This window comes from Trabulsiella odontotermitis (assembly GCF_001297775.1).
Taxonomy (GTDB): Bacteria; Pseudomonadota; Gammaproteobacteria; order Enterobacterales; family Enterobacteriaceae; genus Trabulsiella; species Trabulsiella odontotermitis.
This window is the reverse complement of sequence record NZ_LIFX01000008.1, coordinates 89746-101699: the sequence shown is the minus strand read 5'-3', so window position 1 is coordinate 101699 and position 11954 is coordinate 89746. Positions and strand designations below refer to the sequence as shown.

Genomic DNA, 11954 nt, shown 5'->3' with positions numbered 1-11954 from the left:
GATACTGTAAAAGAGGAACAGTTTGAACATAGAAACCCGAGAAATTACCCTGGAGCCAGCAGACAACGAACGCCTGCTGGGCCTGTGCGGCCCGTTTGATGACAACATCAAACACCTGGAGCGACGTCTTGGTATAGAGATCAGCCGCCGCGATAACCACTTCAAACTCACCGGGCGCGCCATTTGCGTCAACGCCGCCGCCGATATCCTGCGAACCCTGTATGTCGATACCGCACCGATGCGCGGGCAGGTTCAGGACATTGAACCCGAGCAAATCCACCTCGCGATCAAAGAAGCGCGCGTGCTCGAGCAGAGCGCGGAAAGCGTACCGGATTACGGCAAGGCCATTAATATCAAGACCAAACGTGGGGTCATCAAACCGCGTACGCCGAATCAGGCGCAGTACATCGCCAATATTCTCGATCACGACATCACTTTCGGCGTCGGCCCGGCGGGTACCGGTAAAACGTATCTGGCGGTCGCTGCGGCGGTGGATGCGCTCGAGCGTCAGGAAATCCGCCGTATTCTGCTCACCCGCCCTGCGGTGGAAGCCGGTGAAAAACTGGGCTTCCTGCCGGGCGATCTGAGCCAGAAGGTTGACCCTTATCTGCGACCTCTGTACGACGCCCTGTTCGAAATGCTTGGCTTTGAAAAAGTCGAAAAGCTGATTGAGCGTAACGTGATTGAAGTCGCGCCGCTGGCTTACATGCGTGGTCGTACGCTGAATGACGCGTTCATCATTCTTGATGAGAGTCAGAACACCACCATCGAACAGATGAAAATGTTCCTGACGCGTATCGGCTTTAACTCGAAAGCCGTGATCACCGGTGACGTGACGCAGATTGACCTGCCGCGCAATACCAAATCCGGCCTGCGTCACGCGATTGAAGTGCTGGCGGAAGTGGATGAGATCAGCTTTAACTTTTTCCACAGTGAAGACGTGGTCCGCCACCCGGTTGTCGCGCGTATCGTCAATGCCTATGAAGCCTGGGAAGAGGCGGAACAAAAACGTAAAGCCGAGCTGGCTGCCGAGCGTAAACGCGAAGCTCAGATGGCGCAGGAGCAGAAATGAGTCAGGTGATCCTCGATTTACAGTTAGCCTGTGAAGACACCACCGGTTTGCCGGACGAAGCACGTTTTCAGACATGGCTGGATGCCGTTATTCCGCAATTTCAGGAAGAATCAGAAGTGACAATTCGTCTGGTTGATGAAGCCGAAAGCCACGATTTAAACCTGACCTACCGCGGCAAAGATAAATCCACTAACGTGCTCTCTTTCCCGTTTGAAGCGCCGCCGGGCATCGAAATGCCGTTGCTCGGCGATCTCATCATCTGCCGTCAGGTGGTTGAGCGCGAGGCCGAAGAGCAGGGAAAACCGCTGGAAGCGCACTGGGCGCATATGGTCGTGCATGGCAGTCTGCATCTGCTCGGCTATGACCATATTGAAGACGACGAGGCGGAAGAGATGGAAAGTCTGGAAACAGAGATAATGCTTGCTCTGAACTATGATGATCCGTACATTGCCGAGAAAGAATAGTCCTTCATGCCGTCTGCGCTGAGTTTACGCGAGACGGCGAATTTTTCATTAACATGAGACCCCACACGACGCCATGAGCGACGACAATTCACACAGTAGTGACACCATTAACAGCAAGAAGGGATTTTTCTCCCTGTTACTGAGCCAGCTTTTCCACGGTGAACCCAAAAATCGTGATGAGTTGCTGGCGCTGATCCGTGATTCCGGGCAGAACGACCTTATCGACGAAGATACGCGCGATATGCTCGAAGGGGTAATGGACATCGCCGACCAGCGCGTCCGCGATATCATGATCCCCCGCTCGCAGATGATTACCCTGAAACGCAATCAGACGCTGGACGAATGCCTCGATGTGATCATCGAATCCGCCCACTCGCGCTTCCCGGTCATCAGCGAAGATAAAGATCACATTGAAGGGATTCTGATGGCCAAAGATCTGCTGCCGTTTATGCGCAGCGATGCCGAAGCCTTCAGCATGGACAAAGTGTTACGCCCGGCGGTTGTCGTACCTGAAAGCAAGCGGGTTGACCGCATGCTCAAAGAGTTCCGTTCACAGCGTTATCACATGGCGATCGTCATTGACGAGTTTGGCGGCGTCTCGGGTCTGGTGACCATTGAAGACATCCTTGAGCTGATCGTCGGTGAAATTGAAGACGAATACGACGAAGAAGAAGATATCGATTTTCGTCAGCTGAGCCGCCACACCTGGACGGTGCGCGCGCTGGCTTCCATTGAAGATTTCAATGACACTTTTGATACCCATTTCAGCGATGAAGAAGTGGATACCATCGGCGGGCTGGTGATGCAGGCCTTCGGCCATCTCCCGGCGCGCGGGGAAACCATCGACATTGATGGTTACCAGTTTAAGGTCGCGATGGCCGACAGCCGACGTATCATTCAGGTTCATGTCAAACTTCCGGACGACGCACCACAACCGAACCTGGAAGACTAAATTAACGGGACGACAAATTTTCATGGCATTTGCCTCTCTTCTTGAACGCCAGCGCATGCGCTTGCTGCTGGCGCTACTCTTCGGGGCCAGCGGAACGCTGGCTTTTTCTCCTTATGACTTCTGGCCTGCGGCGCTGGTTTCGCTGTTCGGTCTGCAGGCGCTCACTCTCAACCGCCGTCCGCTGCAAAGCGCGTGGATTGGCTACGCCTGGGGCATGGGGCTGTTTGGCAGCGGTGTGCACTGGGTTTACGTCAGTATCGCCCAGTTTGGCGGCATGCCCGGCCCGGTTAACGTTTTCCTCGTGGTATTGCTTGCCGCGTATTTATCGCTCTACACCGGGCTGTTCGCGGGCATCCTCGCCCGTCTGTGGCCGCAAACCAGCTGGCTGCGCCTGGCGATTGCCGCCCCCGTGGTCTGGCAGATTACGGAATTCCTGCGCGGCTGGGTGCTGACCGGTTTCCCGTGGCTGCAGTTCGGCTACAGCCAGATTGACGGCCCGCTGAAAGGGCTGGCGCCGGTGATGGGTGTGGAAGCGATTAACTTCCTGCTGATGATGGTCAGCGGCCTGCTGGCGCTCGCCGTTGTTCGCCGCAACTGGCGTCCGCTGGTGGTGGCGCTGGTCCTGTTTGCGCTCCCCTTCCCACTGCGCTACATCCAGTGGTATCAGTTGCTGCCTGAGCGTGCCACGCGGGTGTCGCTGGTGCAGGGCAATATTCCGCAGGCGCTGAAGTGGGACGAAGACCAGCTGATCAACACGCTGAAAATCTATCTCGATGCCACACAGAAGGTGATGGGCCAGTCACAGCTGATTATCTGGCCGGAGTCTGCGATCCCTGATCTCGAAATCAACCAGCAACGTTTGCTGAGCATGATGGACGATATGCTGCGCGCCAAAAACAGCTCGCTGATCACCGGGATCGTCGATTCACGTCTGAATCAGAAAAACCGCTACGACACCTACAACAGCATCATCACGCTGGGCAAAGATAACCCGTACAGCTACAACTCGCCCGATCGTTACAATAAAAACCATCTGGTGCCGTTTGGCGAGTTCGTGCCGCTGGAAACGATCCTCCGCCCGCTGGCGCCGTTCTTCGATCTGCCGATGTCGTCGTTCAGCCGCGGCGCGTATGTTCAGCCACAGCTCAGCGCGCATAACCTGAAACTGACGGCGGCTATCTGTTATGAAATCATTCTTGGCGAGCAGGTGCGCGATAACTTCCGCCCGGATACCGATTTTCTGCTGACGCTCTCCAATGATGCCTGGTTCGGAAACTCCATTGGTCCGTGGCAGCATTTCCAGATGGCACGTATGCGTGCGCTGGAGCTGGCGCGCCCGCTGTTGCGCAGCACCAATAATGGCGTTACCGCGGTGATTGACCCGCGTGGTGACGTGCAGGCCATCATTCCGCAGTTTACCCGCGATGTGCTGACGACCACCGTCACGCCGACGCGCGGCATGACGCCTTATGCCCGTACCGGCAACTGGCCGCTGTGGATCCTGACCGCGCTGTTCGGCTTTGGCGCGCTGCTGCTGAGCCTGCGTCAGCGTCGTCAGTAATTTTTCGCCCCACCCCACTCCTCTCTCTTATCGGGAGAGGAGAAATCTCCCTCCTTTTCATCACTTCTGGCACGTCTATTGCTTTGTTAAATCACAGGATTCGCTTTTGGCTTATTGTGCAACCTGGTTGCACCGCATCAGTTCAGAGGTAGCACCCGTCTGGTGCAATCGGCGTTTTTTGCTTCAAAATGGTGCGGTGCGCTTCGCAAAAATAAACAAAAAAACAGCATTATCTTTACAATAAGCCAAACTAAATGCTAACAAACAGGCATAACACTGCACATTTAAGCGGCAGACCATAACAACATCACAATAGGTAGCAATGGCGTCTCTGGCGCTGACGATAAGGAGTTGGATATGCAATTACGTAAACTGACCACAGCAATGCTGGTATTGGGTCTGACTGCCGGTCTGGCTCATGCAGAAGACGCACCTGCTGCGGGCAGCACCCTGGACAAAATCGCTAAAAACGACGTGATTGTCGTCGGGCACCGTGAATCTTCCGTTCCATTCTCTTACTACGACAACCAACAAAAAGTGGTGGGTTACGCGCAGGATTACTCCAACGCCATCATTGAAGCGGTTAAAAAACAGCTTAATAAACCTGACCTGCAGGTGAAACTCATCCCTATCACCTCGCAGAACCGTATCCCGCTGTTACAGAACGGCACTTTCGACTTCGAGTGCGGTTCCACCACCAACAACCTCGAGCGCCAGAAACAGGCCGCATTCTCGAATACTTTCTTCGTTGTCGGCACCCGTCTGCTGGTGAAGAAAGGCGGTCCGATCAAAGATTTCTCGGATCTGAAAGGCAAAACGGTGGTTGTCACCTCCGGCACCACTTCTGAAATTCTGCTGCACAAGCTGAACGATGAGAAACAAATGAACATGCGCATCATCAGCGCGAAAGATCACGGTGACTCCTTCCGTACACTGGAAAGTGGTCGCGCGGTGGCATTTATGATGGATGACGCGCTGCTGGCCGGTGAACGTGCGAAAGCGAAGAAACCGGACAACTGGGAAATCGTCGGTACGCCGCAGTCCAAAGAAGCTTACGGCTGCATGCTGCGTAAAGACGACCCGGCCTTCAAGAAACTGATTGACGATACTATCGCTCAAGCCCAGACCTCGGGCGAAGCCGCGAAATGGTTTGATAAGTGGTTCAAAAACCCAATCCCACCGAAAAACCTGAACATGAACTTTGAATTGTCTGACGACATGAAAGCGCTGTTCAAATCACCAAATGACAAGGCTCTTAACTAATTAGAACTACAGGGGCGGGTTCTCCTGCCCTCTCGATTGTCGGGAAGCATGGACAGACTATACGTAGAGTGGTCGTTCCCCACTCAGCGCGAAAAATGAGCTTCTCACCAATCTTCGAGGGTAGCCCTGCTACCCTTTTTTTTTCCGGAGTCGATTTATGTCAATAGACTGGAACTGGGGCATCTTCCTGCAACAAGCCCCGTTCGGCAACACCACCTATCTGGGCTGGCTGTGGAGTGGTTTTCAGGTTACCGTCGCGCTGTCGATTTCCGCCTGGATTATCGCTTTCCTCATCGGCTCTCTTTTTGGCATTCTGCGTACCGTCCCCAACCGTTTTCTTTCCGGTATCGGCACGCTGTATGTTGAGCTTTTCCGTAACGTTCCGCTGATTGTGCAGTTTTTTACCTGGTATCTGGTCGTGCCGGAGTTACTGCCGGAAAATCTCGGCATGTGGTTTAAATCTGAGTTGGATCCAAACATTCAGTTCTTCCTCTCGTCGCTGTTCTGCCTCGGGCTGTTTACCGCCGCCCGTGTGTGTGAACAGGTACGAGCCGGGATCCAGTCGCTGCCGCGCGGGCAAAAAAATGCCGGGCTGGCGATGGGGCTGACCCTGCCGCAAACCTACCGTTATGTGCTGCTGCCAAATGCCTATCGCGTGATTGTGCCGCCCATGACCTCCGAGATGATGAACCTGGTGAAGAACTCCGCCATCGCCTCGACGATAGGCCTGGTGGATATGGCGGCGCAGGCGGGCAAATTGCTGGACTACTCGGCGCACGCCTGGGAATCGTTCACTGCCATTACGCTGGCCTATGTGTTCATTAACGCTGTGATTATGCTGGTGATGAATCTGGTTGAACGCAAGATTCGCCTGCCTGGCAATCTGGGAGGCAAATAATGTACGAGTTCGACTGGAGTTCCATCATTCCTTCCATGCCGTATCTGCTGGCAGGACTGGTCATCACCCTGAAAATCACTGTAACAGCGGTGGTTATCGGCATCGTCTGGGGCACACTGCTGGCGGTCATGCGACTGTCGAGCTTCCTGCCACTGGCATGGTTTGCCAAAGCTTACGTTAACGTGTTCCGCTCAGTGCCCCTGGTGATGGTGCTGCTGTGGTTTTACCTGATTGTGCCGGGTTTCCTGCAAAACGTGCTCGGCCTGTCGCCGAAAACCGATATCCGCCTGATTTCCGCGATGGTGGCGTTTTCGATGTTCGAAGCGGCTTACTACTCCGAAATCATCCGTGCGGGCATCCAGAGCATCTCCCGCGGGCAGTCGAGCGCGGCGCTGGCGCTGGGGATGACCCACTGGCAGTCAATGAAACTCATTATTCTGCCGCAGGCGTTCCGCGCCATGGTGCCGCTGCTGCTCACGCAGGGCATCGTCCTGTTCCAAGATACCTCTCTGGTTTATGTATTGAGCCTGGCGGACTTTTTCCGTACCGCCTCCACCATTGGCGAACGTGACGGCACCCAGGTCGAAATGATCCTTTTTGCAGGCGCCGTGTACTTTGCCATCAGTTTAAGCGCATCGCTGTTGGTCAGCTGGTTGAAGAAAAGGACAGTGTAATGATTACCCTGAAAAATGTTTCTAAATGGTATGGTCACTTTCAGGTGCTGACCGACTGCTCCACGGAAGTCAAAAAAGGTGAAGTGGTGGTAGTTTGCGGGCCTTCCGGCTCCGGGAAATCAACCCTGATTAAAACCATTAACGGTCTCGAACCGGTACAGGAAGGCGATATCGTCGTCAACGGCACCAAAGTGAATGACAAGAAAACCAACCTCGCGGCACTGCGTTCCCATGTCGGGATGGTTTTTCAGCATTTCGAGCTGTTCCCGCACCTGTCGATCATTGAAAACCTGACGCTGGCGCAGGTAAAAGTGTTGAAACGCAATAAAGCCTCGGCGCGTGAAAAAGGGTTGAAACTGTTGGAGCGCGTTGGTCTGTCGGCGCATGCGGATAAATACCCGGCACAGCTGTCGGGCGGTCAGCAGCAGCGTGTGGCGATTGCCCGTGCGCTGTGTATGGATCCAGTCGCCATGTTGTTTGACGAACCGACCTCTGCGCTCGACCCGGAAATGATCAACGAAGTGCTGGACGTCATGGTCGAACTGGCGCAGGAAGGGATGACAATGATGGTGGTGACCCACGAAATGGGCTTCGCCCGTAAAGTGGCAAACCGTGTCATCTTTATGGATGAAGGCAAAATCGTGGAAGACTCCGAAAAAGAGGCCTTCTTCGCTAACCCGAAATCCGATCGCGCGAAAGATTTCCTCGCCAAAATCCTGCACTAACCAGACCTGTCGGCGCGCACCTCCAGTGTGCGCGCCACGTCACGCTTTCCGTTCTGTTTTCTCGTCTGTCATACTTGTTGGCGTTACCCTTGTCACAAATTCACGCCACAAGGAGCCGTTATGACGCTGCCCATCATTCTTGATTGCGATCCGGGGCACGACGACGCGATCGCCATGGTGCTCGCCCTCGCCTCGCCAGAACTTGACGTTAAAGCCATTACCTCATCCGCTGGTAACCAGACGCCCGATAAAACCCTGCGCAACGTGCTGCGGATGCTGACGCTGTTAAAACGCGGAGATATCCCGGTCGCCGGAGGCGCGGTAAAACCGCTGATGCGCGAGCTGATTATTGCTGACAACGTCCACGGCGAAAGCGGCCTTGATGGCCCGGCGCTACCGGAACCGGGTTTCGCGGCTCAACAGTGTACCGCGGTTGAGCTGATGGCGAAGGTACTGCGCGAAAGCCCGACACCGGTCACGATCGTGGCGACCGGCCCGCAGACCAACGTCGCGCTGCTGTTGAACAGCCATCCTGAGCTGCATCACAACATCGCCCGCATCGTGATCATGGGCGGCGCGATGGCGCTGGGTAACTGGACACCGGCGGCGGAGTTCAATATTTTCGTCGATCCGGAAGCGGCGGAGATCGTCTTCCAGTCGGGGATCCCGGTCGTTATGGCGGGTCTCGACGTCACGCACAAAGCACAGATCCACCGGGAAGATATCGAGCGTTTTCGCGCCATCGGCAACGAAGTATCGACCATTGTCGCTGAGTTGCTGGATTTCTTCATGGAGTATCACAAACAGGAAAAATGGGGATTCACCGGCGCGCCGCTGCACGACCCGTGCACCATCGCCTGGCTGCTGAAGCCGGAGATGTTCACCACCGTGGACCGCTGGGTCGGCGTTGAAACCCAGGGCAAATATACCCAGGGCATGACAGTGGTGGATTACTTCTTCCTCACCAAAAACCAGCCCAACGCCACGGTGATGATTGACATCGACCGCCAGGCGTTTGTCAGCCTGCTGGCGGAACGACTGGCGTTTTACCGTTAAGGCTCGAACGGACGGCGCTGAAACTGATCGTGCCCGCATTTCGGGCACAACGGCAGCACGTCCGGGGTGTAAATAGCCAGATGGTAATGGCACTTTTCACACACCAGATTTCCAAGGCCAACGACTTCACCGCTGTGGTAAACGCCATGATGGTTGAGATCCTGGAACACCTCGCGCCACTCAAGCTGCGTTTTGTCGGTGATGTCCGCCAGCTCCTGCCAGAGACTTTCTTTGATGACCCGCATAAACACGCTGTCGTTGAGCTCGTCCTGGCTCTCTTCATAACTACGGGCAAACTCTTCAAGGTCACGGCGCACGGCGCGCGTCACCTCCTCAACTTCGGTACGCGTTAACTCCCCGGTTTGACTGACCCGTTCGCGCGCATGTTCCACCAGCGCGTCGATATCGCGCTCTCCGTTGCGTAGACGCTCGGTCAGCGTCGTTACCAGTTCACGATAATATTGAGCAACCTTGTTCATTGTTTCGTCTCCTGGGTCGTTAACTCTCTCTAATGATAGACCTTATTTGTTCAGTGCTGTGTCAGGCAGGCCACAGACCCGGTAAATAAACGCCAGCGCTTAATGTGTGAAAGGCTGTTTTGCCAGGGACGTTTGGGCTATGCTATGCGGATCTGAAATAACACATCCATTGGCTACGTTTGTAGCTGTATTGAAAAACAGGACCACTGGCTGCCATGCAAGAGCAATACCGCCCGGAAGAGATAGAATCGAAAGTCCAGCAACACTGGGATGAGAAGCGCACATTTGAAGTTACTGAAGACAACAGCAAAGAGAAATACTATTGCCTGTCGATGCTCCCCTATCCTTCTGGTCGACTACACATGGGCCACGTGCGTAACTACACCATCGGTGATGTGATCGCGCGTTATCAACGCATGCTGGGTAAAAACGTCCTGCAGCCTATCGGCTGGGATGCATTCGGTCTGCCAGCAGAAGGTGCCGCGGTGAAGAACAACACCGCTCCGGCGCCGTGGACCTACGACAACATCGCCTACATGAAAAACCAGCTCAAAATGCTGGGCTTCGGTTATGACTGGAGCCGCGAGCTGGCGACCTGCACCCCGGAATACTACCGCTGGGAGCAGAAGTTCTTTACTGAGCTGTATAAAAAAGGCCTGGTCTACAAAAAAACCTCCGCGGTGAACTGGTGCCCGAACGACCAGACCGTACTGGCGAACGAACAGGTTATCGACGGCTGCTGCTGGCGCTGCGACACCAAAGTTGAGCGTAAAGAGATCCCGCAGTGGTTCATCAAAATCACCGCCTACGCTGACGAACTGCTGAACGATCTGGACAATCTGGATCACTGGCCGGACACGGTCAAAACCATGCAGCGCAACTGGATCGGCCGTTCTGAAGGGGTTGAAATCTCGTTTGACGTGACCGGTTATGCCGACAAGCTGACCGTCTACACCACCCGCCCGGACACCTTCATGGGTTGTACCTATCTGGCCGTGGCCGCGGGTCACCCGCTGGCGCAGCAGGCGGCGGCGAACAATCCTGAACTGGCGGCGTTCATCGACGACTGCCGTAACACCAAAGTGGCCGAAGCCGACATGGCGACCATGGAGAAGAAAGGCATCGACACCGGGTTTAAAGCGATTCATCCGCTGACCGGCGAAGCCATTCCGGTGTGGGCTGCTAACTTCGTGCTGATGGAATACGGCACCGGCGCCGTGATGGCCGTTCCGGGCCATGATCAGCGCGACTACGAATTTGCCAGCAAATACGGTCTGTCCATCAAGCCGGTTATTCTGGCGGCAGACGGCTCTGAACCGGATCTCTCCGAACAGGCGCTGACCGACAAGGGCACGCTGTTTAACTCCGGCGAGTTCAGCGGCCTGTCTTATGAAGACGGTTTCAACGCCATTGCCGATAAACTGGCCTCGCTGGGCGTTGGTGAGCGCAAAGTCAACTTCCGTCTGCGCGACTGGGGCGTTTCCCGTCAGCGTTACTGGGGCGCGCCGATCCCGATGGTCACCCTGGAAGATGGCACCGTGATGCCAACGCCGGAAGATCAGTTGCCGGTGATCCTGCCGGAAGACGTCGTGATGGACGGCATTACCAGCCCGATCAAAGCGGATCCGCAGTGGGCAAAAACCACCGTCAACGGCAAGCCTGCCCTGCGTGAAACCGACACCTTCGACACCTTTATGGAGTCGTCCTGGTACTACGCGCGTTACACCTGCCCGCAGTACAACGAAGGCATGCTTGATTCCGACGCCGCCAACTACTGGCTGCCGGTCGATATTTACATCGGTGGTATCGAACACGCCATCATGCACTTGCTCTATTTCCGCTTCTTCCACAAGCTGATGCGTGATGCAGGCATGGTGAATTCTGACGAACCAGCAAAACAGCTGCTCTGTCAGGGCATGGTGCTGGCGGACGCGTTCTATTACGTCGGCGAAAGCGGCGAGCGTAACTGGGTTTCTCCGGTTGACGCCATCGTCGAGCGCGACGACAAAGGCCGCATCGTGAAGGCGAAAGATGCCGCAGGCCACGAGCTGATTTACACCGGCATGAGCAAAATGTCGAAGTCGAAAAACAACGGCATCGACCCACAAGTGATGGTTGAGCGTTACGGCGCGGACACCGTGCGTCTGTTCATGATGTTCGCCTCCCCGGCGGATATGACGCTGGAATGGCAGGAATCCGGCGTGGAAGGGGCAAACCGCTTCCTGAAACGTGTCTGGAAACTGGTTTACGAACACACCGCGCCTGGCCCGGTCGCGCCGCTGAACGTTGCCGCGCTGACGGAAGATCAAAAAGCGCTGCGTCGCGATGTGCATAAAACGATTGCCAAAGTGACCGATGATATCGGTCGTCGTCAGACCTTCAACACCGCGATTGCGGCGATCATGGAGCTGATGAACAAGCTGGCGAAAGCCCCGCAGGAAGGCGAGCAGGATCGCGCCCTGATCCGCGAAGCGCTGCTGGCGGTGGTTCGCATGCTCAACCCGTTCACCCCGCACGTCAGCTTTACGCTGTGGCAGGAGCTGGGCGGCGAAGGCGATATCGACCACGCGCCGTGGCCGGTCGCTGACGAAAAAGCGATGGTGGAAGACAGCACGCTGGTGGTAGTCCAGGTAAACGGTAAAGTTCGTGGTAAAATTACCGTTCCGGTGGATGCGACCGAAGAACAGGTTCGTGAACGTGCGGGCCAGGAACATCTGGTCGCGAAATATCTTGACGGTGTTACCGTGCGTAAAGTGATTTACGTACCGGGTAAACTGCTCAACCTGGTCGTTGGCTAAGCGCGGGAGGAA

The 11954-nt window shown here is 55.4% G+C and carries 11 protein-coding genes; 10 read left to right on the top strand and 1 reads right to left on the bottom strand.

What is annotated here, in order from left to right:
• Positions 1 to 22: 22 nt before the first annotated feature.
• The 9 genes from AOY23_RS12215 to rihA all read left to right on the top strand — a co-directional run bounded on the left by AOY23_RS12215 (position 23) and on the right by rihA (position 8665).
• Positions 23 to 1072 carry a PhoH family protein gene (locus AOY23_RS12215; protein WP_054179894.1) on the top strand — a complete coding sequence of 350 codons (1050 nt, stop codon included), beginning with the start codon at positions 23 to 25 and terminating at the stop codon, positions 1070 to 1072.
• Entirely contained in the window at positions 1069 to 1536 is a 468-nt protein-coding gene (ybeY, locus tag AOY23_RS12210; protein ID WP_054179893.1) for an rRNA maturation RNase YbeY, read from the top strand. Before AOY23_RS12215 ends, ybeY begins: the two co-directional genes overlap by 4 nt.
• A gap of 73 nt (positions 1537 to 1609) precedes the next feature.
• A complete protein-coding gene (gene corC, locus AOY23_RS12205; RefSeq protein WP_054179892.1) occupies positions 1610 to 2488 on the top strand; it encodes a CNNM family magnesium/cobalt transport protein CorC in 879 nt (292 codons plus the stop codon).
• A gap of 22 nt (positions 2489 to 2510) precedes the next feature.
• Complete coding sequence (gene lnt / locus AOY23_RS12200) at positions 2511 to 4049, top strand: apolipoprotein N-acyltransferase (protein ID WP_054179891.1); 1539 nt, start codon at positions 2511 to 2513, stop codon at positions 4047 to 4049.
• 357 nt (positions 4050 to 4406) lie between these two features.
• Positions 4407 to 5312 (top strand): amino acid ABC transporter substrate-binding protein, encoded by a 906-nt coding sequence (locus AOY23_RS12195; protein ID WP_054179890.1) that lies wholly within the window; start codon positions 4407 to 4409, stop codon positions 5310 to 5312.
• A 157-nt stretch (positions 5313 to 5469) separates the two neighbouring features.
• On the top strand, positions 5470 to 6210 hold the full coding sequence (locus tag AOY23_RS12190) for an amino acid ABC transporter permease (protein WP_054179889.1): 741 nt from the start codon (positions 5470 to 5472) through the stop codon (positions 6208 to 6210).
• On the top strand, positions 6210 to 6884 hold the full coding sequence (gltK, locus tag AOY23_RS12185) for a glutamate/aspartate ABC transporter permease GltK (protein ID WP_054179888.1): 675 nt from the start codon (positions 6210 to 6212) through the stop codon (positions 6882 to 6884). The genes AOY23_RS12190 and gltK overlap by 1 nt, the downstream gene beginning before the upstream one ends.
• The gene (locus AOY23_RS12180; RefSeq protein ID WP_054179887.1) at positions 6884 to 7609 is read left to right on the top strand and encodes an amino acid ABC transporter ATP-binding protein; all 726 of its coding nucleotides are present in this window, start codon (positions 6884 to 6886) and stop codon (positions 7607 to 7609) included. Before gltK ends, AOY23_RS12180 begins: the two co-directional genes overlap by 1 nt.
• A gap of 120 nt (positions 7610 to 7729) precedes the next feature.
• On the top strand, positions 7730 to 8665 hold the full coding sequence (gene rihA, locus AOY23_RS12175; RefSeq protein ID WP_054179886.1) for a pyrimidine-specific ribonucleoside hydrolase RihA: 936 nt from the start codon (positions 7730 to 7732) through the stop codon (positions 8663 to 8665).
• On the opposite strand, the gene AOY23_RS12170 is transcribed toward rihA, so the two are convergent.
• Positions 8662 to 9144, bottom strand: coding sequence for a zinc ribbon-containing protein (locus tag AOY23_RS12170; RefSeq protein WP_054179885.1), 483 nt, complete (start codon positions 9142 to 9144; stop codon positions 8662 to 8664). The two genes, rihA and AOY23_RS12170, sit on opposite strands and share 4 nt — an antisense overlap.
• Before the next feature lie 215 nt (positions 9145 to 9359).
• Between AOY23_RS12170 and leuS the strand changes: the two genes are divergently transcribed.
• Positions 9360 to 11942 carry a leucine--tRNA ligase gene (gene leuS, locus AOY23_RS12165; RefSeq protein ID WP_072170989.1) on the top strand — a complete coding sequence of 861 codons (2583 nt, stop codon included), beginning with the start codon at positions 9360 to 9362 and terminating at the stop codon, positions 11940 to 11942.
• The last annotated feature ends 12 nt before the right edge of the window (positions 11943 to 11954 follow it).